24 protein-coding genes are annotated in these 25895 nt (G+C 27.1%); all 24 read right to left on the bottom strand.

All coding sequences use genetic code 4. The features are described 5' to 3' along the window. Window positions 1–7: 7 nt before the first annotated feature. A complete protein-coding gene (locus tag PRV_RS02520; RefSeq protein ID WP_022770481.1) occupies window positions 8–961 on the bottom strand; it encodes an ABC transporter ATP-binding protein in 954 nt (317 codons plus the stop codon). Next, the gene (locus PRV_RS03145; RefSeq protein ID WP_022770485.1) at window positions 954–1205 is read right to left on the bottom strand and encodes a hypothetical protein; all 252 of its coding nucleotides are present in this window, start codon (window positions 1203–1205) and stop codon (window positions 954–956) included. Before PRV_RS03145 ends, PRV_RS02520 begins: the two co-directional genes overlap by 8 nt. Before the next feature lie 247 nt (window positions 1206–1452). Then, complete coding sequence (locus PRV_RS02530) at window positions 1453–2217, bottom strand: PhoU domain-containing protein (protein ID WP_022770488.1); 765 nt, start codon at window positions 2215–2217, stop codon at window positions 1453–1455. 37 nt (window positions 2218–2254) lie between these two features. Beyond that, window positions 2255–3631, bottom strand: coding sequence for a hypothetical protein (locus PRV_RS02535; RefSeq protein WP_022770491.1), 1377 nt, complete (start codon window positions 3629–3631; stop codon window positions 2255–2257). Between the two features lie 3 nt (window positions 3632–3634). After that, complete coding sequence (locus PRV_RS02540; protein ID WP_022770495.1) at window positions 3635–4675, bottom strand: tRNA ligase subunit PheS family protein; 1041 nt, start codon at window positions 4673–4675, stop codon at window positions 3635–3637. Continuing rightward, complete coding sequence (locus PRV_RS02545; RefSeq protein WP_043896091.1) at window positions 4653–5801, bottom strand: methionine adenosyltransferase domain-containing protein; 1149 nt, start codon at window positions 5799–5801, stop codon at window positions 4653–4655. Before PRV_RS02545 ends, PRV_RS02540 begins: the two co-directional genes overlap by 23 nt. Before the next feature lie 12 nt (window positions 5802–5813). Continuing rightward, complete coding sequence (tsaD, locus tag PRV_RS02550; protein ID WP_022770506.1) at window positions 5814–6758, bottom strand: tRNA (adenosine(37)-N6)-threonylcarbamoyltransferase complex transferase subunit TsaD; 945 nt, start codon at window positions 6756–6758, stop codon at window positions 5814–5816. A 41-nt stretch (window positions 6759–6799) separates the two neighbouring features. After that, complete coding sequence (locus PRV_RS02555) at window positions 6800–8155, bottom strand: type 2 periplasmic-binding domain-containing protein (RefSeq protein ID WP_043896093.1); 1356 nt, start codon at window positions 8153–8155, stop codon at window positions 6800–6802. Beyond that, on the bottom strand, window positions 8156–8986 hold the full coding sequence (locus PRV_RS02560) for an ABC transporter permease (RefSeq protein WP_236608065.1): 831 nt from the start codon (window positions 8984–8986) through the stop codon (window positions 8156–8158). Window positions 8987–9049: 63 nt separating this feature from the next. Further along, a complete protein-coding gene (locus tag PRV_RS02565) occupies window positions 9050–9976 on the bottom strand; it encodes a hypothetical protein (RefSeq protein WP_022770517.1) in 927 nt (308 codons plus the stop codon). Next, window positions 9967–11364 (bottom strand): ABC transporter ATP-binding protein, encoded by a 1398-nt coding sequence (locus tag PRV_RS02570; RefSeq protein WP_043896211.1) that lies wholly within the window; start codon window positions 11362–11364, stop codon window positions 9967–9969. The genes PRV_RS02565 and PRV_RS02570 overlap by 10 nt, the downstream gene beginning before the upstream one ends. A 109-nt stretch (window positions 11365–11473) precedes the next feature. Beyond that, a complete protein-coding gene (locus PRV_RS02575) occupies window positions 11474–12574 on the bottom strand; it encodes a hypothetical protein (protein WP_043896213.1) in 1101 nt (366 codons plus the stop codon). Between the two features lie 73 nt (window positions 12575–12647). Further along, entirely contained in the window at window positions 12648–13976 is a 1329-nt protein-coding gene (locus PRV_RS02580; RefSeq protein ID WP_022770526.1) for a hypothetical protein, read from the bottom strand. Between the two features lie 8 nt (window positions 13977–13984). After that, window positions 13985–15301 (bottom strand): hypothetical protein, encoded by a 1317-nt coding sequence (locus PRV_RS02585; protein WP_022770528.1) that lies wholly within the window; start codon window positions 15299–15301, stop codon window positions 13985–13987. Next, window positions 15273–16016 (bottom strand): purine-nucleoside phosphorylase, encoded by a 744-nt coding sequence (locus PRV_RS02590; protein WP_022770532.1) that lies wholly within the window; start codon window positions 16014–16016, stop codon window positions 15273–15275. Before PRV_RS02590 ends, PRV_RS02585 begins: the two co-directional genes overlap by 29 nt. A gap of 5 nt (window positions 16017–16021) precedes the next feature. Continuing rightward, complete coding sequence (gpmI, locus tag PRV_RS02595; RefSeq protein ID WP_043896094.1) at window positions 16022–17554, bottom strand: 2,3-bisphosphoglycerate-independent phosphoglycerate mutase; 1533 nt, start codon at window positions 17552–17554, stop codon at window positions 16022–16024. A 31-nt stretch (window positions 17555–17585) separates the two neighbouring features. Then, entirely contained in the window at window positions 17586–18296 is a 711-nt protein-coding gene (locus tag PRV_RS02600) for a triose-phosphate isomerase family protein (protein ID WP_022770538.1), read from the bottom strand. A gap of 14 nt (window positions 18297–18310) precedes the next feature. Then, window positions 18311–19354, bottom strand: a complete 1044-nt coding sequence (locus PRV_RS02605) for a hypothetical protein (RefSeq protein WP_022770541.1) — start codon at window positions 19352–19354, stop codon at window positions 18311–18313. Window positions 19355–19409: 55 nt separating this feature from the next. Continuing rightward, complete coding sequence (locus tag PRV_RS02610; RefSeq protein WP_022770544.1) at window positions 19410–20177, bottom strand: hypothetical protein; 768 nt, start codon at window positions 20175–20177, stop codon at window positions 19410–19412. A gap of 45 nt (window positions 20178–20222) precedes the next feature. Then, window positions 20223–22064, bottom strand: coding sequence for a GTP-binding protein (locus tag PRV_RS02615; RefSeq protein ID WP_052312111.1), 1842 nt, complete (start codon window positions 22062–22064; stop codon window positions 20223–20225). Window positions 22065–22073: 9 nt separating this feature from the next. Continuing rightward, the gene (locus PRV_RS02620; RefSeq protein ID WP_022770551.1) at window positions 22074–22601 is read right to left on the bottom strand and encodes a hypothetical protein; all 528 of its coding nucleotides are present in this window, start codon (window positions 22599–22601) and stop codon (window positions 22074–22076) included. 3 nt (window positions 22602–22604) lie between these two features. Then, window positions 22605–23225, bottom strand: coding sequence for a thymidine kinase (locus PRV_RS02625; protein WP_043896095.1), 621 nt, complete (start codon window positions 23223–23225; stop codon window positions 22605–22607). A gap of 31 nt (window positions 23226–23256) precedes the next feature. Next, a complete protein-coding gene (locus PRV_RS02630) occupies window positions 23257–24714 on the bottom strand; it encodes a DUF933 domain-containing protein (protein WP_022770557.1) in 1458 nt (485 codons plus the stop codon). Window positions 24715–24878: 164 nt separating this feature from the next. After that, a complete protein-coding gene (locus PRV_RS02635) occupies window positions 24879–25880 on the bottom strand; it encodes a hypothetical protein (RefSeq protein ID WP_022770558.1) in 1002 nt (333 codons plus the stop codon). Between the last annotated feature and the right edge of the window lie 15 nt (window positions 25881–25895).

Below are 25895 nucleotides of genomic sequence, written 5' to 3' on the forward strand. Positions count from 1 at the left end.
AAACTAATTAAGAGCTAATTTGCCAATCAATAGTATTTGGGTGTACAGGAATTTGAGTAACTGTAGAGATAATCATTCCTTTATCTATATGTACCACTTTATGAGCTATTTTCGCAATTAATCTATTATGAGTAATTAAAAAAATAGTTGTTTTATATTTTTTGTTGATATCAACAAAAATATTTAAGATGTCTCTACAGGTATCTGCATCTACAGCTCCCGTAGGTTCATCAGCAAAAATCAAACTAGGATTTTTCGCTAAAGCTCTAGCAATAGAAACTCTTTGTTGTTGACCTCCAGAAAGAGCTCTAGGTTTTTTAGACATTTGTTGCGAAATGCCCAATAGCTCTGCTATTTGATCTATATCTAATCTTTTTTTAACATCTTTTTGAATTTGTTGACCTATCAAAATATTTTCTCTAACTGTTAATTCAGGAATTAAAGCATAATTTTGAAAAATAATAGAAAGATATTTAGATCTAAAAAAAGATAATCATTCTTGATTCATAGTAGTTAAGGAATGAGAATAAACAATTGACTCTCCATTAGAAGCTCTTTCCATTCCAGCAAGTATATTTAGAAGAGTTGTCTTTCCGGATCCAGACTCCCCTAAAATAACTACTAACTCACCAGATTTAACTTTTAAATTAACATTTTTTAAAATACGAACATATTCTCCAGTTTTTTTATTGAAATATCACTTTTCTAAATTTCTACATTCAATAACATATCCTGGTGAATTAGGATATATAACAGTTCCTTTGTGTATTTTGTTTAACTTCACTACTTCTTTGATTACCTCCTTAGTATGATCTTTTTTTAATTTTTTAATCTCTTTCTTTTCTGATTTTGCCCAAGATTTATAATCAAGCTTTTTATTTTGAAAACAATCTTCTTCTTTTTGATGGTTATAAAGCTTATAGAGAAAATTTAAAAGAGAAAAACAACTTAAATTAACCATTATTTTTTTCTTCTTCTAATTTTTCTTCTTTCTCTAATTCAGAAGAATATAAAGATTGAAAATAATCTATTGCTTCTTGTAAATTAGGAACTGTTGTTTTAGGTTGAAAAATAATAGGAACAAAAGGTAATTGAAAAGATTTAGAAGTTTTTTCCTTTTTATTAAATAATTTCCTATATCTTTTGTATTCTTGTTTAATATTTCCCGTTAATTCTTCATATTTTTGATTTGGATTTTGTTCCAAAAATATTAAAAGAGCTTTATGAATTTCTTCAGGAATTACTAAATAATTTTTAACCTTAACAACAGAAGTTAATAATTGAGTTAATGATTCTTCTAAAGATGGTTTAATTGAATAATAAAAATTAATTAATTTAGGATAAAGCTTTTTTTGTGGATCTAAAAAATATGGAATTCTATAAGCTTTAAAGGTAGTCGCAAAGGGCTTCCTTTTTAGTAGACTTTCTAAATTTTTCTTAACTAAAAATAAATTAGTCAGTTCTATGATTTTCTTTTAATAAAGTGCTTAAGTGTAATTGCAACTTTTGATTTTTAATATAGTAGAAATTTTCAACTATATTAAAAATATGGTCTAAAAATCTATCTATTTTTACTAAAACCAATTGAAGTAATCTTGAAAGAGAAATAATATTTCTGAATTGTTCAGAAAAATTTAATTCATTTTTTTGAGAAAATTGCTCATTATTTCAATTTTCTAGACTCTTTAATTTCAATAATTGCTCATTTAATTGAATAGAAATTTTTGTTATTTTTTCATATAATGCAGTTTTTTTAAATAATATATCTTGAAAAGATAATTGCTCGATTTCTCCAGAAAATTTATCAAAAAAATAATAAATATTTTGACAATATTCTGTTACTATTTCTCAAATTTGTGAATGCAAAATAATTTCTTTTAATTCTCTATTTTCTTCTTTAGTGGCTATTTTTGCTATAGAATATAAATAATCTCCACATCTTTCTAAATCCTTAACGGACAAAAAAAGAGCCAAGAAAAATCTTAGTTTAACATTTGAAGGAGTATTTTTAGTACAATGCCATTCTATTTCTAGAATATTTTTACTATATAAATTATTAGATTCAGCCTCTATCTTCACTATTTCTTCTCAATTTACTTTCTCTTCTCAAAAGAGAAGAGAAGATTTAACAAAATCTTTAATTAATTGAAAATACTTTAAAAAATCTGAATAGCATTTCCTTATTGAAAGCTCTAAAAGCTCTGAATTGATCGGCATATATTAAAAAACAAATAATTCTATTAATTTTAAACATTTAATAAAAAGATTTCAAATTTATACATATGGAAATTACTTCCATATGTCTAATTTCAAAAGCTTCTAATCTATGAACTCTAATAACTCCTATCTTCTCATTGTTTTTATTAATATGAGCAAATTCAGTAGCTCCTGAATGTTCTATCCTTATAAATTTTTCTAATTTTTTAATTTCTACCTCATTATTAAATAACTCTTTCACAATTTCATAAAGTTGTTTTTCAGAATAAAAGAAAATTTTTCTTTCAGTAATATATCTTTTATCTCCCTCCAATAACAAAACTGTAGAGAGTAAAGCTAATTCTCAAGTCTCCTTTCAAGGGCAATAAGCTAACTCAAAAATTGGATATATCTTACTCCCTTGATTTAAGTTTCTAAGTAAAACTTGTTTTAAAAGAGAATTAGTAATATCATCTCTTAAGGTGACTTGAGGGTTATGCTCCAAAACTACATCAGCTAATTTATTAATTTCTGAAATATCAAATTTAGTGGTATTGCATTCCAAAAATCCTTTTTTCAATAAATTATTTTTCAATTTAAGGAAAAATAAAAAGGGAGACTTCAACTCAACTTGCCCTTCAGATAATTTTTCATAATTTTTCTCCTCTATTGTTCTAATTGCAGAAGAAAAATAAAGCAATCTAAAAAGAATTTCATTGAAAGAAGGTAAATTTTCTTGTTTATATCAATAAGGTCAATGAATTTCCCATTGTTCTGCTGAAAAATTCAATTTTTCAAAAGAAAAATTAAATGGAATTAATCTATCAACCACTTCATTTTCTCAATCTTCTTTTAATTCTTTAAAAATAGGTAATAACTCAGATAGAATTACTTGGGATCTAGCCTTTTCACCCAAAAATAATTCTTTTTCATCTGAGATTTTTAAAAATTCAATAACTTCATTTTGAAAAGGGCATTTGCCCCATTCTATTTCTTTATCCTTAAAAAAAGATCAAATTCCTAATTTAAAAATAGTTTCATCTTTTTTTGGATCTCCAAAGACTAATTGCAAAAATTGCCATACATTTTCCGAATGATTTGAAGATACTTTTCTATTATTAAGTCTCAATAAATAAGAAATCATTTCTTCATCAAAAAGAAAAGATTTTATTTCTTGGCTTGAAGGTTTTTTTTTAATATCTAACACTAAAGCTAATTCCTGAGATAAAACCCAAAAAGATGGGTAATCAAAGATAGAGCAAACTGGTTTTACTCTATATATATATTTAATGGAAAGTTCTTTATCATTGCTTGTTTCTAATATTATGTCTTTTATTTCTAACTGAATTTTTATTAAAGCATTTCAAATATCCCTTTGGTCGACATTTTTTATTTCGGGCAATAAAAACTCTAAAAGTTTATTTGAGATAATCAACTTTTAAAATTTATTTGCACTTTTTACTATCTTTGTGAAATCATTTTCATAAAAAGATCTAATATCTTGAATTGAATTTTGAAGCATACAAATTCTCTCTACACCCAAGCCAAGAGCTAAAGAGCAATGATTAGGATGTGTTTTCTTCATTATTTCATTTTCTAAGAATCCACACCCTAAAATTTCAATTCATCCACTTCCCTTACATAATCTACATTCTCTTAAAAGTCCACAATTACATCTCAAATCTACCTCAAAAGAAGGGGAAGTAAATGGAAAATAAGAGGGCCTTAATACATATTCTTTACTTCAAGAAGAATCTTTAAATAAATCATTTAAAAGAGCTTCAACAAGCTCTCTTAAATTTTCTAAATTTAAATCTCTTCCGACTCAAACAAGATCTAATTGAGTGAATTGGGATAAATGAGTTGGATCATTATCTTCTTTTCTATACACCGATCCAATTGAAGCTCCTTTAAATTCTTTCCCCTTAAATTTTTTTAGAATCTCTAAAGTGCTAGTAGTATTATGAGTTCTAAGCATTTTTTCTCCCTCGCTATTTTTGGAAATATTTTTTAAAAAAAAACTATCACTAGTAGCTCTTGCTGGATGATTCTCAGGTATTAAAAGAGAATCAAAATTTTCATGAACTTTAACTATTTCGCTGTCTTCATAATAGTTAAAGTTATATTTTTCTAAAAAATTAGATAATTTATTTACAAAATCAGCTAAAAAATTCACAGAAGTATATGCAATTTTTTCTTCTTCAATTAAGAAAGAAGGTCTTGGCTCTCCATAAATATTTTTTCAAGTAGATAATTCATCTTTTTTAGTTTGATAAATTTCCTGAGATTTTTCTTGTAATTCTTTAAAAAGAAGTCCTACTTTCTTCTTTTCCTCCGGAGAAGAAAAGTTTTTAATTTGTTCTCTTAAAGGCAAAAGATATTTTTCCCTTCATTTTTTAAAAACACAATCTAAAGCTTCCCGTGAGGAAGCTTTTTGTACCTCTTCTTTTAGTAGTTTAAGTTCTTCGTAAATATTCATTAATTATTTCTACTCTATTTAATTTTTCTCAAGGGAGATTAGGAATAAAATTACCAAAATTAGATATCTCAGTTAATTTAGAGAAAGTAATTGGAGAAGAAGTGAATAATTCAAAAATTTCACTCACTTTAGTCGGAAAACATTCCTCAATAATTTTGATTACTTCCTCTTGTGTTTTTTTCAAATTTTCAAAAAAAGTAATTTCATAAGATAATGCTATTTCCTGAGCTATAGCATAAGTTATTTTTAATTCTAATTGAGTAGCTAAGCCCGCAGCTACTAAATTTTTAGCCACTCATCTAGCAAAATAACAACCTAATCTATCTATTTTTGTAAGATCCTTTCCACAAAGACCTCCCCCTCCACTATGGACTGCGGGGCCAAAAGCATCTGCAATTTGTTTTCTATTAGTTACTCCCGTATCAGCTATTAAACCGCCTATTTGGAAAGATCCTGAAGAATTAATATATCAAGAAGTTTTGGAATCTCATAATATATTTAATTGCTTCAAACAGGGAAAAATTATTTTTTCTTTCAATTCTTTAATAATTTCTTCTCTACTTATATCAGTTATATGTTGAATAGAAAAAACTAAAAAATTAAGTCTAACATTCTTAAAGTCATTATTTTTTACTTCTAAATTCACTAATACTTTATAGTCTTCTTTAGCTCAATGAAAGACTTTATTGTGAATTGCCTCTTTAGTTTTAAGAAGCAATTCTTTAGTTAAGCAATATTCTAAAGCTAAATAATGAGAAGTATGGGAAGAAGCAAAACCAAAAACTATTCCTTGATCTTGAGTTAATTTACAAGAATCACTATTTAATTGAAATAGTTCACTAGATTGATCTTTGTAATCAATAATGAATTCAAAACCTTCAGAATTGTATCCTAATTCTCGAAGTACCTTAGAAGCAATTTGCTTGAAATTTACTTGCTGGTGAGCACTTCCCTCGCCAGCAATAACTATTTTTTTAGAGCTAACTAAAACCTCGCCAGCAAATCTAGTTTTTTTAATGCCTATTTTTTGAATTAAAGCATCTAAAATACTGTCAGATATAAGATCTGAAATCTTATCTGGATGGCCTCTGCCAACTCCCTCGCAAGAATAATTTCTGACAGAAATTTTCTTAAATTATTAAATTAAAAGACTAGCTCTATAAGCTATCATAGCTCCATTATCTTCAGCTAAATCAGGAGAAATAAAAGAACAATTTAAATTATTTTCTAAAAAGAATTTAAGTAAATTTTCTCTAATTATTACATTTTTGCTAACTCCCCCAACAATATAAAGTTGTTTAATTGAGCTTTTCTGAGCTCAATGTTTCAATTTAATTAACAATATTTCTATTATCTCTTTTTGAAAAGCAGTACTTAGAGCTTCTCTTTTTTTATCGAGAGAAAGATTTTCATTCTCTTGCAATTTCTTTCAATATCTATCGGAAGCAGTAATTAAACCAGAAAAATTAAGTGTTAATTTAGTTATATTCTTACTTCTTCTAGTTAAAGGAGGAAATTCTTTATATTTGTTGTAATATTTTTCTAATAATGGCCCCCCAGGATATTTGAGTCCCATTATTCTAGCTACTTTATCATAAGCTTCTCCTAATGCACAATCTTTACATTCATCCAATTTAATAATTCTTTTATTATCTATTAACTGATAGACAATAGTATTTTTACCGGTAATTAATAATGTTAGAGAAGGAAAAATTAATTTTTCCTGTAAACCTATTGAAAAAACATGGGCTTCTAAATGATTAATAGGCAATAAGACTTTATCTAAAGCTACTGCTAGTGTAGTAGCTAACATCCTTCCTGATAAAATAGAAGAATCTAATCCGGGTTCAGCAGAATAAGAGATATAAGAAATATCTTCCATTTTAAGTTTGCAGCTATTTAAAGTCTCTTCTAAAGAACGAAATAAATTTTTTTCATGAGTTCTAGCTGCAATTTCAGGAACAATTCCTCCATATTGGTGATATTCATCTCTAGAAGAATAAGTAATTTGATTAATTATTTTTTTTTCTTCTAATGAATAAATAGCTACAGAACTATCATCACAAGTGCATTCAATCCCCAATATAAATCCTTTTTTCTCTATACTTTTATGAAAAAATAAATCTAAAAATATCTATTATTTTTTCATTTTTGAAAAGCTAATGATAAATCTAAATTCTGACTATCTGTCATTCCTGACTCAAAAACTATATTACATTTTTCTTCTTTTTGCAAAGCACCTCCACATTCCTTCTCATTATCTCCTCCAAAAAGTAATTTAAGCATCATATCATCATATTCTTTTTCCTCTTGTTTATCTTTATTTTCCCCTTTTATTACTTCTTGCATCTCTTTTAAAACAGGGGTATATTGAAGAAATTCAAAATTCCTTCAAGCTCAAGAATTTTTTATATTATTACTTTCTGTCTTTTGAGTTTCAATTTCTTTATTTTTATTATTTATTGCCCCAGAAAATAATAATTTATCTAAAAATCTATAAATTTTCTCCTCTTTTTCTCCATTTATCTTATAAGAAATAGCTATTTGATCCAAAAGTCATAATGAAGGGGAAATATTAAGAAGTCTAAAATCTTTTGCTCTTTCTTCATTATTATTTTTTAACTCTTTATAAGAATAAAGAGCATCTCCATTGTACATAAAAACTCCTTGTAATTGATCTTTAATAAACATTTCAGACATTAAAGCTGAATCAGAATTCATAAAAATAGAGCTATCTCTATTTTTACTTCTTAATCCTAATTTAGAAAGTTCTTTATATTGAGAAAAAAAATCTTTTGAATTTTGATTATCTTTTCAACTTTTTTTATCTTTATATTCTTTAGAGCTTAATTTAGATAAGGATAATATTGTTACTTCATCTTCAATAATCCCTAATTTAAAGGATTTATTATCTTTTTCTTTTTGATTAATGATGCTTTGAAATTGCTCCCCTCAATTTCCAGAAGAATTATCTAACTCTTTTGGGCAATCCTTACATTTGTAAGCAAAAGTGAAATAACTTAAAAAGTAAGGTAATCCGTACTCTGATAATTGGGGCTTTTCTTTGAAAAAATTATTAACTATTGGGGAATAAAGAGAATTGAAGCCTTGAATTTTTTCATTTTGATTTTCTTTAAAACTTTTTAATTTATCTTTTAAATCTTGATTTAAAGAACTAAATTTAGCTCAATCAATTGGTTTAACTATTTTTTTTTCAATAGCTTCTTCTAAAGTAGAAGAGCTAATAATTGCTAAATCATAAGCTCCTGTTTTAAAACCACTCAAAATATCTCTATCGTTCTCAAAATAAACTGTTTGAACGCCAAATTTTGAGTTAGCTTCTGAGGCTAATTCATTACTAATGTAAGACTGATAAGTAGCTAGTACTATTTCATTATTAGAAAAAAAAGGTAAATTAATTATTGAGATGGGCAATACAAATGAGCTTAAAACAGGTACTGTTAAAAGTTTTAAACTCATTTACATCAAATTAAGTAAATAAATATTATTTCTTTTCTTGCTTTTACAGGTTTTGAATAAAGAGTGTAAGAAATAAAAAAGTATTGAGCCCATTAACAATAAAGAGCCAAAAGTGAGAGCTCAAACTTTTATTCCTTTTTTCATTGTGTACATTTGAGTAGTTAAAGTAGTACTTCTACCTTTAACTAAATTAGTAATAATAAAGTCATCCATTGATAGCAAACTTAATACTATAAAAGCTAGAATAATTGCTCTTTTTAATTGTGGAAGTATTACTTTTAAAAGTGTTTCTAATTCTCCGCAATTTAAATCAAGACTAGCTAAAAGCAATTTTTTATTTATTTTTTCTAATTTAGGATAAATAAGAATAATTCCATAAGGAACTAAAAGAGCTATATGAGAGAGAACAATAGTTAAAAAACCAAAATTAAAACCTAAAGGTAATAAAACAGCACTAAAAAGCAGCATAAAAGATAATCCTTGAATTATTTCTGGAGAAGAAATAGATAAATTAGAAAGTTTAAATACTAACGATTTAAGCTTTTCACCTTTTTTTCATATAGCATAAGAGCTGATAATAGAAATTCATAATGCTGGGCATACAGATGCCACAGCTATAATAACTGAATTCCTTAAACTAATTCAAAAAGAATCATTTTTACTAATATCCAGCGAAAATAAATCAAAATAATTTCTTAAAGTTCAAGCTTTACTACTATCGTTCAAATCAATGGAAATAGTACCTTTTTCTGAATCTGATTCTCTGAAAGATAATAAAACTACTACCAATCAGGGTAAATAAAGAATTAAAAAAAATGAGAGAATACTCATTCTCTTTGAAAAGTGAAATCATTTAACACTATCAAAGAGCTTGAAATTTAAAAAATATTTCATTTAAAAATTATTGAAATTTAAAGATTGAGGAAGAAATAAATTCAATCTTCTTTCTTTTCTACTTTTTTTATTTCTCTTGAAAGAAATAAATTCTTTCAATCAAATATAACTTTTTTTAATAGCTTTAAAAAATAAAGAACTAAATAATAGAGAAAAAATAACAATAGTAAACAGCAGACTAGCTATAAAAGCTACAAAAGGTCTTGTTTCATTAGAGCTAATAGCTTGCTTAGAAATCTCTGCTATTAGCTCTCCTATCATTCTAGAACTTCCATCAGAATTTAAAAATTCTGAAATAAAAGTAGTAAACAAAGAAGGCAAAAAGAAAAGGATAGAAGAAGAGAGAAAAGCTGTTTTTGATCAAGGAAGAATTAAAAAAAATAATTCTCCTCAAAAAGTGTAGCCTAAATCTTTAACAGCTCAACTCTTAACTTTTGGAAGAGTTGATAGAGTATTAATAAAGTTATAGGTTACTAAAGGTAAAGCCAAATAAGTTAATCCGATAATTGTATATCCTATTCCTGAAGTGCTATTTAAAGCTCCATTAAAAAAATCAAAAGCACTTTTTAATCCAACTAATTTAATGAAATAGTTGGTTAATAAAGGGAAAGTTAATAATAAAAATATTTTTCTTTTAGTTTTATTGGAAGAATAAAACCAAATAAGAATGGCCAAAGGGAAAGAAATAAGTAAAGTAAATAACAAAGCGGAAGAAGAAACAAAAAAACTTAAAGCTAATGAAATAAAAATATTATTATTTTCGATTAGTCTTCTCTTTAATTCAGGCGAAGATATCGCCTGAAAACTATAACCAGTTAGTAATATAGCAGGAAGAACTATTGCTATTGCAACAAAAATAATAAAGGGGAGAGAAAAAGGTTCAATTCTTCTTAATTTTGAAGAAATTCAAGTGAAAACTAATTTCATTTGGGAAGAGGAGCTTTATCTTCAGCTTTCATTAAATGAACATCTATTGGATCTCAAAGGAGATCTATATGAGCCCCTTTTTTAATTTCATTAAAAGCCTCTACATAAATTACTGAATCAAAAAATAAGCATTTAAGCTCCCACAATTGTCCTTTATATATAGTGTCAATTACTTTTACAGAAATAAAACCTTTGCCTAATTCGACTACATCATAATCTTCTGGCCGAATCATTATTTTTACTTTTTCATTACGAGTAAATCCCTTTACATTAGAGATTTGAAAAAATAATTGATTTACTCTTACTTTTTCTGGGGAAATATAAATTCCCTCAAAAATATTAGATTTTCCCATAAAATTAGCTACTCATTCATTAACTGGGGAATCATATATTTCTGAAGGTGTACCTATTTGTTCTATTTTTCCTTTTTTTAATACAACTACTTTATCAGAAAGAAGCAGTGCTTCCTTTTGATCATGAGTAATTAATAAAAAAGTTAATTTAAGGGTTTGATGCAATCTTTTAAGTTCTATTTGCATTTTCTCTCTCATATCCTTATCAATTGCGGATAAAGGCTCATCCAATAATATTATTTGCGGCTCTGTAATAAGAGCTCTTGCAAGAGCTACTTTCTGTTTAGTTCCTCCTGAAAGAGTATCTATTTCAGAATGTTCATAACTATCTAGACCTACTAATGAAATAATTTGTTTTACTTTTTCTTGCATCTCCTCTTCGGAGAAAGGTCTAGATAAATATTTAAATTTAAGCTCTTTTTCCCTTAAAATGGGATAATATTCCCATCAGGATTTTCAATAATCTAAATCTAATAATTTAGACTTAAGCATTCCTAAATAAAAAAGAAGGCATTTATAATAAATTCCTTTTCTATTGACTCTCTCAATAGAAAGATAAGCAATTCATTTTTTAAGGGATTTAGTATATTTTTCTTTCTCGCCAGCAATTTGTTCTAATTTTTTAGAACTTTTTAATTTAGATTTATTTAAAAACTTATTAACTTTTTTTTCTTTATATTCAGAAGGTTTTAATAATTCAACTCTTTTTTTTCTTAAGCCAAAAACAATATTAGAGTAAACATCCATATGTGGGAAAAGAGCATAATCTTGAAATACTGTAGAAGTTGGTCGTTTATGTGAAGGAATATCTTTTATATCAATACCTGATAAAAGAATTTTTCCTTTATCAGGCTTTATAAAACCCGCAATTAAATTAAGTATTGTTGTTTTTCCAGACCCAGAAGGCCCAATAATAGTTACAAAAGAACCTTCTTCAATTTTTAAATTGAAGTTATCAAGTATTAATTCACCTTTGCTTTCGTATCTTTTAGTTATTGACTGTAATTCAAGAAGAGGTATTGACTCCCCCCGAATAGCCACGAACTGCTACAAAAACATTAAAATAACAGGCAAATTAAAATACCTCCCTAAAGGGAAGTTTTTTAATGATTTATGGACAATGAACTTTTAAAAGAAAACATAATTAACTTTTTTTAACTACAGTAGCACTCTTCTTATCTTTCTCTATTCTAGTAACAGCATCAAGTTTATCTTGATAATTTTTTACATCTTCTCTTAATCTAATATTTTCTTTTTCAACATAATCTAATCTATCATGAGTTTTTCTATCATATTCATTAAATCTAGAAATTTGAGCATTTATTTTCCTCAAATCTTCTTGTTTTATAGTTATCTCTTGATAATATTTCTTTAATTTTTCGTTTATTCTATTTAAATACTTAATTAATTGTTTAGTTAAAGATCTATATAAAAGAGTCTGATTATCCAGCAAATAAGCTATTCTATCTTGAATATGATAGGCTGTTTTGAAATCTGTAGGAGTATGTGTTTCTTGCAATCTAGATAAGAAATCGAAAAATACTTTATGCGCTTCGCAAAGCTCATTAATTAATTCAGGCTCTGCGAGAGGAAAATCTTTCAAATTGTAGGTAAGAGATAGTCTTTGATCTTCCTTTTCATCTTTTTCTCTTTCTTTTAACATCTTGTCATGTTCTTCATCTTCTAAATCTTTTTCTACATTTCTAGAAGAAAGAGGGCCTTTAGGAAATAAATTATCAACATCTAAATTTTCTTGTATGGTTTGCATTTTTAAAAGATCAAGAGGAGCTGATTCTTCTTTTTCTTTTAATTTTTTAAAAGGATTTTTCTTCCCTTTCTCTTTTTTAAGAGAATCCTCTAATAATTTATCTGCTTCTTTTGGCTTTTTTACTCTTCTTTTGGCTTCTTTTTCATCTCCCTTCTTTTTTATGCCTTTAATGGATTTATTAACAGCTGGAAGCACAATATTTTCTTTCCCTATTTTTTCTGCAGGTTTAACTAAAGATTCTTTTTCTTTAATTTCTTCTAATTTATCTTCAATTTGTTTTTCACTAAGCACCTTTCTCTCTTTTTCTGTAAGCTTAGAAGATTTATCTCCCCAATCTATAACTTCTCCATATTCAAAGTAATAATTGAAAGGTTTTTTTTCAAGATTTTTTACTTCCCAGATTACCTCATTTTCCAGTTGAATATCCGCTTCATACAAAAGATTGATAATCTTTTTCTTTTTAAATCAGAAAAGCATTTTTAAAATCAATTAACTAAGCTGAATTTTAAAGCTTATTTTTAATATTTATAGCTTTAAACATTAAATTTTTTTAAAGTTCACTTAACTTTACATTATTTTTGAGAGAACTTTGATATTCCTTAGCCCAATAAATACTTGGTTGAGAAAAGGAATTATATTTATAATCCTCAGTTATCATTTTCTTCTCAAAAGAAGGGGATAATCCTTCACAATTTAAAGCATCATTATCAATTAAAAATGCAGCTCTAAGTTTATTTCTTCAATAAAATCTTCTAATTAATTTTGCACTCAATTTTATTAATACAGCATTACTTAGGCTAGTAAAGGGATTAAAGGCGCTGTAACATTTCAAAGAGAAATCGTTAATATTAAATCTCTTAATTTTTCCAAAACTTTTCCACTCTCTAGCATTCAACTTTTGAAAGAAAATGGTAGATAAGAAAAAATGAGATGGGGATAAACATAACAAATTATCTCCAACAGTTTTTTTACCACTCACATAATTATCTTTCAGTGAAACTTTTTTAATCATATTTTCAGTAATTTTGTATTTCTTAAATTCATGAAAAATACCATCAAATTCCGGAAGAAGCGAATACAAAAGTGCTGAAGATTTAATAGGCAATACTAAAAATGGTTGTTCATTCAATAATTTATTAAGACTATTTAAATGAGGAGCTAACTCCTTATTTATTGATAATTTCAATTCTTCTTTACTTAAGAAATTTTCAAAATATTGTGCTTTTAAGGAATTTATTAAAGAATTATCTTCAAGGGAATAATGATAAATATCATATTCAGAAAATTTTTCATTGAATTCTTTATGCAAAGGAGTTTCGAAAAATTTAGAAGAGAATTTTAAATTAGACCAATATTTGGGTTTTTCTTTTTCATTTTCATCTAAAACAGAAATACCTTTTGTCGAAGAAATAGAAATATTTTCTAATGTTTTGGTATAGAAATCAAAAGGTTTTAAATATTGATAAATCCAAAAATATTTATTCAATAATGGTAAAAATGGCTTTGTCTTAAATGATTTACCTTTTATAGCTGATTTTTCATTAGGGATAGGGACAACTTTATAAGGGAATTTAAATAAATCTTTGGTTGTTTCCCTTTGACAGCAATCTAGAGAAATGTGTTTAAATCTAGATTTCCACTGAAATTCAACAGAAGAAGAAGCTTTTTTAAATTTTTTCTTGCGAATTTGTCAAAGTTGTTTTTGAAATTTTTCAAATTTTTTCTGATTATCTAAAGAAAGTTTAGGAGAAATAAAACAATCTTGAGACAGTTCAAATTGATGAGATAATTTCTTAAATTTTTTATTTCATCTTCTTTCATCTCTAGCCTCTCGTCTTTTACTTTTTCTCTTTTTTTCTATTGTTTTATCTGGAAACATTTAAAGTTCTAAAGCTCTGAAAATTCTTGTTTTATAGTTTTTAAACAATCTTCTAAATTAACACTGGAATTATTGATAGCTAATCCATTGGCATCTAATAATTTGGCAGATTCCTTATCATATTTTTTTTGATAATAATCTAGAATATCCTCAAGTATTTGAAGATCTCCGCCAATTCTTAATTTAGGAATTCCTTCATATTTAAAAATAGGTCTTGTTTTGTAATCTTCAGAAAAAGAAAGAGTATCGCTACTATCTACCTCTGTTAAAGGATATACAATTTCTGGCTGATCCCAAGTAACTATATTAGTGTAAATGTATTTTTCTCTAAATCTATCAAAATATAGATTTATGAGTGGCAAGAAATGATAGAATCACTTCTCTTCAGGGTCTGTTCATTGAATATATTTCTTAGATACTTTAAGACCTTTTGCTCCCTCCATTTTTTTAGCTACTTCTTCTGGTGAAATATATTTCAACACCGATCACTTTTCAGCTTTTTTAGCAATAAATTCAATAAATTTAGGAGGAGGTGATAAGTGAGTTTTTCCAGTTTGAAATAAATCTTCAGAATAAAAATAGGTTTTAAAGAAAAGATAAGGAATTGAATTATCTAAAGAAACAATTTTTTTTGTAGGAGGGGAAATCAAAGATAACAGAGGAGAAGTAGTTTTTCAACCTTTGAATTGAACATATTTAATATTGTCTGGCTTTATTGAATCATATTGCAAGGAAAGTCTTTGGGAGATTTCATGAATTTTTAACTCTATCTCCTCGCATTCGCGAGATAGATTTAATTGAACTAATTCAGAAAAAACTAATTCTTTTTTAAGCTTCAAGTTTTCATCATTAACTTCTTTTTGTAGAAGATCAAAATTAATTAATTGAAAATAAGAACTTAAATTATCAGCAGTTGAAAAAGAACTTTTACTAAGTTCATTTAAAAAAGATAAATATTTATTATTTTTTTCAATTTCCATTTCTTCATTCTCGAAATGTAAATAATCTAAAAATAATAAAGCTTTAGATTTAATTTCTTTATGAAAATATTCATTATTTAAAGAATGAAGTTCAGAAAAATTATCTTTTTTCTTAATGTATTTTTTAAGAACATTTGCTTTATTGGAGAGAAAATCTTGAGCTTTAAGTAAATTACCAAAATTATTAGATAATTTTCGAATAATTCATTTTTTATCTTCTAATAAAGAGCTTGAATTTAATTTCCATTCATGTAATTTATTAGAAAAAGAAAGATTTCTAGAAAAAGAGGAAAAATCCTCTTTTTTTGTTTTCTTACTAGTTAATGTTTTGGTTTTTTTGGGCATATTTCACTAATATTTCTAATCCCAATATAAACATTCTACTTAAATTTTCTTCTCTTTCTTTTCTAGTAAGTTCAACAACCTTATTAGATACTTCTATATCTGAAACATTTAAGATAGTTAGAAATTTCTTTTTATGATATAAAGCATTAATAGCTAAAGCATAGCTTTCCATTTCAACAGTATCACATCCTGTTTTTAATCCCATTTCAGATAATGAATACTTAGAATAAAAATTATCTGTTGAAAAATTTTTAACAGGTTTTAAAGGATATTTTAAATCTAAAGCTGTCTCTCTAGCCAGCTTTAGTAACTCAAAATCAACTCTAATATCTCCATTAGGCTGCATATCCAATAATTCAGCATAATTGGAATTAGAACTAATACTTTCCACTAAAACTAATTCATTTAGTTCTATATGTTGTGAAAGACCTCCGCAAGTACCTAATCTAATGACTAGTTCTGCATCATATATTTCGGGAGCGAATAATTCATAACTATATATTCCCATAGAACCCATACCCATTCCATGGGCCATTAAAGATATTTCTACATTTTTGTAAGTTCCTGTATAACAATAAATATTTCTAACTTCACTTAAAAGCTTTAAATTTTTTAAATATGTCTCAGCTATTCTCTTGCATCTTAAAGGATCTCCAGTAACTAATACTAATTTAGAAATGGAATTTTTAGGGGCGCTATTATGTGCTGTAGACATATTTTTTAAGAAGTTATTAAAGAACAACCAGTCATCTCTATTGGTTGTTTTATCCCCAATATTTCTAATATAGTAGGTGCTATATCACCCAATTTACCCCCTTCTCTTAAGCTAAAAGAATTGTCACATAATATGAAAGGAACTGGAAATAATGTGTGTGCTGTATGAGGATCTCCCTTTTCATCCCTCATAATATCAGCATTTCCATGATCTGCCACTACTAATAAAGTATGTCCAGTTTTTTTAGTTAATTCATAAATTCTACCTAAGGATTTATCAACAGCTTCGCAAGCCTTAACAGTAGCATCAAAATCTCCAGAATGTCCTACCATATCCGGATTAGCAAAATTAATAATTACTAAATCTTGTTTTTGATTTAATACAGCTTCTTCTATTGAATCGCAGAGTTCATGAATAGACATTTCTGGTGCTTTATCATAAGTTCCCACTTTAGGCGAAGGAACTATAATTTTTTGAATTCCCTTAAATTCTTTTTCCACTCCTCCATCCAAAAAATAAGTTACATGGGGGTATTTTTCGCTTTCTGCAGCTCTTAATTGAGTTTTAGCTGCAGCCTCAACAACTTCTCCCAATGTATTTTTTAATTCTAAAGATGGAAAAAATACATTAGTTAAATTAATTCCCTCATAATCAAAAATTGAATATAAAGAAATAGACTTAGGAACTAAATTAGATGTATAATCATACAAATTTTTTGATCCAACTAATACATGTGAAAGTTGTTTAGCTCTATCCGGCCTAAAATTGAGAAAAACTACTTTATCTCCTCTTTTTAAACCAGATAAAGATGAAATATATTCTGAAGAGGCGGCTGGAAGAATAAATTCATCAGTAATGCCTTCACTATACTGAGATGAAATATACTCTTTGGGGCAACTAAATTGATCTATTCCATCTTCAAGAGTAATAACTTTTAATACTTTTTCTAGTCTATCCCAATTTTTATCTCTATCCATAGCATAATATCTACCAGAAATAGTTGCTAAAACAGCATTATTTTCCCTTAATTTCTGTACTATCTCTTCTAAATCAATTGAAAATTGATTAGGAGGGACATCTCTTCCATCACTAAAGAGATGAGTGAATACTTTTATACCCTGATTATTAGTTACTTTTAAAAATTCATATAAATGTTCTAAATGAGAATGAACTCCTCCTTTAGAAGCGAGAATTAATACATGTAAATTAGAACCACTATCTTTTTTTAATTCTTCTATTAATTCTTTAATAGCTTTTATTTGAGAGAATTCCCCTCTCTTTATAGCTTGATTAATTCTATAAAGACCTGTTTCTACAATTCTTCCAGCACCTATATTCAAATGACCAACTTCTGAATTACCCATTTGTAAATTAGGTAAACCTACTGCTTCACCAGAAGCAGTTAGTGTAGTAAAAGGGAAGTCTTTCTTTAGTTGATCAAAATTAGGAGTTTTTGCGTGAAAAATAGCATTTCATGCTTTTTCTTCTCTATATCCTCAACCATCTAAGATAGTTAAAACTACTTTCTTAATTGAGATTTTTTAAATAATTCTTATTGAAAAACTATTATTACCTATCCATAACCATTTCTCACAAATTATGAACATTTAAAGAAGCTGAACCCACTAATATTCCATCTATAACAGGTTCAGCTAAATATTTCTTGTAATTCTCTTGATTTACAGAACCTCCATATAATAAATTAATTTTTTTTCCAGCTTCTCCTCACATATCCGTCGCTAATTCTCTAATTGCAATTAAATTCTTTACTGCAACATCTACAGGCATAGCTTGCCCACTACCTATAGCACTTATAGGTTCAAAAGCTATAGATATCTTTTCAGCAGTTTTTGCATTCAAAAAAAATAATTCATTCTTTATTTCCTTTAATGGATCTTTCCCGCAACAATAAATTACATTAAAACCATTAAGTATTGCTGTTCTGACTTTTTTGGAAATAATATCTTCCGTTTGACCAGATTGCCTACATTCAGAATGTCCTATTAAAGTTGAATAAATCTTAATGGAATTCAATTGAGGAGCTGAAATAGAAGAAGTATAAGCTCCTTTTTCAGCATAATGTACATCTTGCGCAAATATTTGAAGATGACTTCCTAACTCTTCGGCTGTTTTTTCTAAATAAATATAAGGAATAGAAAGTCCCAATTTATGCTTAGGGCTTTCATTTTGTAATTTCTTTCTCAATTCCATTAAATAAAAGACCATTTCATGCTTTAAAAGATTCATTTTTAAATTTCCTACGATAACTTTTTTAATCATTACTTAATAGAAGTTTATTTTTTAAAAATCCTCAAACTCTTATTAAATACTGAAGTTATTAGTCTTTTAAAGACTATATAAAAGACCAATCCTACAATACAAAAGATAATACAACAAATTGTTTTATCTCTTTTATTAATTCTGAATATTCTTTCTCTAATTTCTTGATTCATGTTATATTCATTCAAACCAAAAAGTCAATAAATTTTTCTGATTTTCAATCTAAGTATTGGATTTGAAAGAAGAATAATTAAAAAACCAAATCCAAATGAAAATATTCCCCCCATAGACATTCAAGAATGTCAGCATTTATTTTCAGTAACTTTGAAAAGTCATCACAGACAGCAGCAATCTTTCCCATTGCAAGTCTTTCCGCAGCAGCAACAATTAGCTCCTGTTCCCTTGCCGCAACAACAATTCTTTCCATCAGCTCCATTTATCAAACAACAAACACCTCAAGCAATATTTCCATAAGCTAAACTAATAAGACCTAATCCCATAAACAATACTGCAAGTCAAAACAAATTAACTCTTCAAGCATATAAACCCATAAGTCTCTTAATATATCCCCTAGTAAGTGCTGTAGGCAAATATCCCTCAATGCTATATTGTTTTTCCCTCTTATATTGTCTGCTCTTGGAAAATAAATTTTTCATATAACCTCCTCAAAAGAGATCTAGAAGTCCCAAACCAATTTGGGTAGGAATTTGCTTTTCAAGACCGCTAAAAGTACTTGAAGTTATTAAAGGACTACTCAGCTTAAGACCAAATGAAGAATTTCCCCCTCAAAGAGCTACATTTTCAGCTATAGAGAAAACCAAATAAGCTAAAGTCAAAAATATATTAAACCATAAAGTAAGTCAACAATTTCTACACATTTTGCGGTAATATTTTTTCATGTCAGGTAGTTGTAGGTGAGCCCCATATGGATCGGGGCCAAGTACTTTTACATTAGATTTTTCTTCCCCATGCTCTTTAATTTCACCTTTAATATCATCATGTTTAGAACCCAATAAACTTGAAGCTATAGAATTAGCGGGAAGATTGGCTTGAACCATTCTAGCCTATATCTTTAAAAAATTTTGAAAACTATCTCAGCCTAAAAATTTAAAACTATAAATTTTTTAAAGATATTTCACTAATTCTTTTTAGCTCTGATGAAAAAGTTTCATTAATTCCTTTATTAAAAAATCCTTCCCGAGTAATATTCATACTTCTTTTTAATTTACCCAACTTCTCCTCATTATCAGTAATTTCTTTTATTAATTCTTCCAATCTATTGAATTGGGAGAAATACAAAGCTCCTACTTCTTCTTTTTTGGCTTCAGCTAGATTATCTAATATTCTTCCCAAAGAAATTATTTGATAATCTATATGAGCCATTTTGGAAGCATAACTTTTATCTAACAATTTTTGAGAATCTAATAAAAGGGAAATTTTCCCTTTTAACTTAACAGTATACTGAATTCCTTCGGTATGATCACTATACAATTGAAGAAATTGTCTATATTCTTTAGATTGAGGCAATTTTTCAGAATTATAGTTAGCTATAAAAGGAGAAGAAATTCTAACTGAATAAAGAAGAGTATCCATTTGTTTTTCTAATTTAGAATTATTCAGCTTTAATTCAAATAATTTATCTAAATGATCCATTAATTCTCTCTTTATAGATGAAGACAAAACATCATATAAAGAGAGAATATTACTCTTCTGTAGTTTTAACTCCCCTAATAATTTTTCAATACTAAGAACTCCATCTATAGAAGAAAGATGAAGTAAAGTATTACTTACTTTTTCCTCTAAAGACATCTCTTCTGAATAAACTCAGTCAGCACTAAAACTAGCACTCTTTATTTCTCTTTTTTCTTCAGAAGAAGACATCTTTTAAATACTAATAAAACCTATAAATTAAGTTTATTTTATTTATTAATTAGTATTAGTTGAAATTAAAGATCTAAAAAATGAATGAGGTAATTGCAATTTAGAGCTCTCTTTCATTTTCTTTTTTCCTTGAGCTTGTCTTTCCCATAATTTCTTTTTTCTAGATATATCTCCCCCATAACATTTAGCGGCCACTGCTTTTCTCAAAGCTTTAACATTCTCTCTAGCAATAACTTTTCCTCCAATTTTAGCTTGCAAAGCGAGCTCATATAACTGTGGCGGAACATTTTCTTTTAATTTCAATAATATCTCTCTAGATTTAGAAATAGCTTCACTACTTTCTGCTAAAAAACTTAGTTCAGAATACTCTAAATTATTGATTCATATAGTTACTTTAGATAAAGATAATGGATGATAATCCCCTAATAAGTAACTATATGTTATATACCCTTTAGTAATAGAATAAAGGGCGTGAACAAAAGAAGAATTAAGTTCACTTAAAGGTAAAGAATACTCTACTATTAATTGAGTATTCTCTATTCCTTCTCTAACTAAAGAAATTAAATAAGTAGATCTTCTAGAAGAAATAAAACTCATAAATTCTTTCTCATATTCTGAAGATAGAGAAAGAGTTAAAAAAATATAAGGCTCTAAAAATTCACTTACAGTTGTTATGTCTGGCATTTGAGAGCTAGCTGAAAAATAAAGTTCTTCTTTATTTTTCAAAATAGCTTTGTATTCAATAGTAGAAGGTCCACTAATTAGCTTTAATTTAAATTCTCGCTCTAATCTAGAAATAAGAATTTCAAGATGTAGTGGACCTAAAGCTCCTATGTTAGCTCCAAAACCTAATGAAGAAGATTGAGTAAAGCTATATTGAAATGATGAATCCGATAACTTTAGTGCCTGTAAAGCACTAGAAAAAGAAGTTCTCTGGCCTTCATCATAAGGAGCTATAAAGCTAAAAATCATTGGTTTTAAATGACCTATTCTATCTAAAGGAAGTAACTTCAATTCTTCCTCTGGAGGTATAGGATAAGAACAAATATGCTCTCCACTTTCTAATTGAAGCTCCTTAGGTAAAAAGAGATATATTCGCCCTACCTCTCCAGCAACTATCTTATCTAATCTCAAAGGCTTAGGAGTTAAAAATTCAATTTCTCTAACTCTTACCTTTAATTTAGATCTAATTAAATAAACTTCATCTCCTTTTTTGATTTCTCCGGAAAACATTCTTATCGTCAAGATTGTTCCCTTTTGATTATGATATTCAGCCTCAAAAATGAGAGCACAAGTTTTACCTCCCTTAATAAAAGGAATATTTAACTTAGAACAATATTTATGTTCTTGAGGAGGTGTAACTTCCTCTATTAAACTATCTAATAATTTAGGAACTCCCTCGCCCGTTCTTGCCGAAATGAAATGAAAATTATCAAAACAAAAGGGTTCTCCCTTCAATTGTGAAATTACTTCTTCTTTTCTACCTTCAGAAACTAAAGGAGAGTCTATTTTATTTAAAACAGGAATTATTTTTAATCCCTCTTTTTTAGCTGTTTTAAATAAAGAGATTGTTTGAGCTTGCACTCCTTTTGTTATATCTATAAGAAGTAAAGCTGCATCGGCTACTTTTAGACTTCTAAAAACTTCTGCGGAAAAATCTATATGTCCTGGAGTATCAATTAAATTAAAAAAGTAGTCTTTCCAACTTAATCTAATTGCAGCTAATTTAATTGTTATTCCCTTTTCTTTTTCTAAATCCATACTATCTAGAAAGCAATTAGAAATAGAAGAAGTGGGGAGATTAGAACATAGCTCTATAAATCTATCTGATAAAGTAGATTTGCCGTGATCTATATGAGCTATTATGCAGAAATTCCTTACTTTCATCATTATCAATTAATAATGGCGATAAAGAGATTTCCTATATCTCTTTGAAAGAGAAAACGGCATATTAGTCAATATTTTTAATCTTCTAAATAATCATTTTGAATAGGCTCTAGGGGCTAACTTAAGATAAGGTCATTCAAAATAAAGTATTTTCATTCCGAATTGATTTAGTATTTCTCAATCAATTAAAAAAGAATGCAATATTTTGAAATGTCAACTTCTAACGCAACAAGAGCAAAATATAATATTCGCTCAACCTCCTAAAGATTTAATAAATAATTTATATTTTTTTATTTCTTCTTCACTAGCTTTTGAAGGGAATGTTTTTCAAAAGAAAAAAGAAATATTTTTGTATATCTTTTTGCTTCAATAAACCACATGTCTTCAAAAATAATCATTTCAAACATTTTTTATTCAATTAAGAGTTCCTAATATTGCTTGATTTCAAATAATTCACTTAATAAATCTAAAGAATTTAATAATTGCACGATATTTATTAATTAAGAAAACAGCAATTACTTGGATTGGATTAAACATTAATTAAGCAGAATAAGAGCTTAAAATCTCTTCTTTTAATTTTTCATGTAAATTGGTATGTTTTTCATAGCAAGATAAACAAAGCACTATATATTGATCATTTCCCACTAAAATATTCTCTCTTTCAAAAGTTTGAGAAGAATCTTTTAGTGCACTTAAATTAGCTGTACTATAACAAAGTTCACAAACGGAATTAAGTTTTTTAATATTATTTGCTAAAGCTAATAAATCCCCCATAGGGCCAAAAGTATTCATATTGGCATCACAATCTAAGCCTGAAATAATTACATTAACTCCTTTAAGTAGTAATAATTTAACTATTCTTATTAATTCAGAAGAAAAAAAATGTGCTTCATCTATTAAAGCAGTTAAAGGATTTTCTAATTCTTTGGGAATAAAATTCAAAATTTCTTTTGGATTTGTTTCATCAATAATTATGGCCAAATTAGATTGTGAAAAATATCTAGAAGAAATAGTATTAGCATTTCTTGAATCCAATTTAGGCTTAAATATTTTGTAACTTATTTTTTGATAATTAAGTCTATCAATAATAGAAAATAATTCTTTAGACTTACCTGATTTCATCGGGCCACAAATTACTGTTAAATTAGCTTGTGGTAGCATTTCTTAAGATGACTAAAACTTAATAACTTTACTAAGCCGAAGAAATAATTTGAACAATCTCATTTCCTTTCAAGTTATAGGCTTTAGAGTTAGTTTTTATAATATTAAGATTTGAATTTCCTTTAATAGATTGTTCAATAAAATCTTCTATTTTAATTAAGTGAGCAGCGATAAAAAAATTTGATAGCTCATTATGTATTTGTGAAACACATTCTTTTAAAGAGCTATTATTTTTAAAAGATCATGCTCTGATTTCTCCTCTTACGGGTACTATATTGTGGGAGAAATTAGAAAGATTATATTTTCTATTATTTATATCTTCTAATTTAAAGGTATAAAAAGTTTTTAAAGCTAAAGTTTTATAAATAATATTTAAAAACTCTTCAGTTGAAGAGTTTTTAAGAAAAATAGATTGTCTCATTTCTTTCTTTTCTTCTTCTTGAGTTAAAAGATTGTAAATCTCTTCTCCTTCTAAATTAATAGAAGAAAAGGGAAAATTATATTTTCTTGTTCATTCTATTAACTCATTTAATTTAGAAAGAGATTGCTTGCTAGAGCCATAATTTCCTAAAATAACTACTTTTTTGGAGCTCAAAAGATTTAATTTATTAATTATTTCTTTTTGCTCTTCTGAAAGAGCTAAAAAATAATTCAACATACTAATAGGTATAAATTTTTTTAATTCTAATTCTTCTTTTATATTAGAAAGAATAACTATTTCTTTAGAAAAAGTTTTTCTATCTTTTGAATATTTAGCTAATAATTTAATAATTAAGTCTAAATCAGACTTAATTAAAGTTAGTAGAACTAGCTTTAGTTCTAATATAGGTTCAAAGGAGTGGAAACTTTCAACTATATTTATATTTTTATTGTCTTTTTTATCTAAATCTAAAGAAGTTCAAAAAGATTTATCTTCTGAATAAAACAAAGGTATTTTAGAATCTAAATCTAATTGAATTCCCTCTCCCTCTTCACTTGTTTGTGATTTTTTAAAAAATTTAATAGATTTATCTTTAAATTCTTGCTCTACTTCTTTTAAAGAACTTTTAACAATTAAGCTGTTGTACATTTTTGGATTTTCTTCCAAAAACGTATTTAATTGAGATTCTACAGATTCATCAGAAAAAGTTCTAATGACTATAACAATTAAATCTACTGCTCTAATATATGATAAAAAGGAAGCTCCCATATCACTCTTCTTTTTGTCTAACTCCCCATCTAGGGGAACTATTCCAGCTAAATCAAGAAATTCAAAACTTTCATACTTTTTATCTAATTTTTCTCTATAGAGAGAATCTCTAAAAAGTCATAAAAATAATTTTTCTAATTCATCCAATTTAGAATTTGGAAATTCAACCAATGAATATATTGGTTGAATAGTAGAATAAGGAAAAGAAGCTACTGTAGATTTGACTTTTCCATTCAATAAATTAAATATAGAAGATTTACCAACATTAGGTAAACCTACCAAACCTATCTTATATTTCATTACTTAAAAATTCAATTAATAATACAATATAAATTTTTAATTAAAAAATATAGAAATGTAAATAATTAATTAGCAGCCTTTTAAAGGCTGCTTTTTTTCCTCCTAATTAATTATTTTTAAATTTAAAAAAATTTAAAAACAGCTGTAATTTAATTAATTAAAAATTAGTAAGTTAATGATTTTCAAGAATTTCTTGTTAAATCAAAAGCTGGAAATCTTGATTTCATATCTTCTTTTTTATTGAAGCATTTTACTTCTGTTCAATCATTATCTCTTTTAATTTGACAAAAATCTTTACTCAATTCATCTAAATTTTCAGAAACTTGTAAATGAGGCTTTTCTACTGTGTTAGTTCATCTAAAGCCACTTATATCTTCTCAATTCCATCAGATTGTTTTCTTAACAGCCTCATGCTTTCCTCTTATCCACAACAAATCCTCATAACCATTATCTTTTAAATCTTTATTTTTACTCTTAGACCAAACTGTTTGATCGCACAAATCTCTAAACATTCTGTTATTGTCATAATCATTAATTGTTATAGGGATTCTTTTTCTATCGTAATGATCATGTCCTTTTTTAACTAAACTGCAAACTTTTTGTCTACCAATTCCAGCAACTTTAAAGAATCAAGCAACTTCCAATCAAATATCTTGTTTTTGTTGTTTTGCCAATTCCCGTCTTCTAGCTTTTTCTTTCGCCAATAATTCTTCTAATACTTGTTTTACCTTTGGATCTACCTCCTCATGATTTACACTAACTTCTGCCGAAACTGCTTGTTGTTCATTAATTACTTGTTGATCTTCTACTATTTCTTCTTCCTTATATTCAGGTAAATTAAAAGCCGCTTCTCTATCATTTAACCCATTAAAAACATTATTAAATCTTTGACCTCCTCGTGAATTTATCTGTCCTATTCTAGCGAAAGATTCTACTCTTGGAACCTCAATCTTTTGTTCAAACTTAACTTCTTCTTTCTTTAATTGTTGAGAAAAATTTTCAGTATTTTTCCCGACATCTAAATTATTAGAATTTTTGGCAACCCCACCTTCTTCATTTGACACTCCCAATTTTCCAAATAAATAACCAAAAGTAGAACCTCCAGAAACTGTAGTAGAAGTAAGCGACAAACCTAAAATCGCTTTTTTTGTTAATCCCAAAAACATTGTCTAATAAATTTT

Source organism: Mycoplasma parvum str. Indiana (assembly GCF_000477415.1).
Taxonomy (GTDB): Bacteria; Bacillota_I; Bacilli_A; order Mycoplasmatales; family Mycoplasmoidaceae; genus Eperythrozoon_A; species Eperythrozoon_A parvum.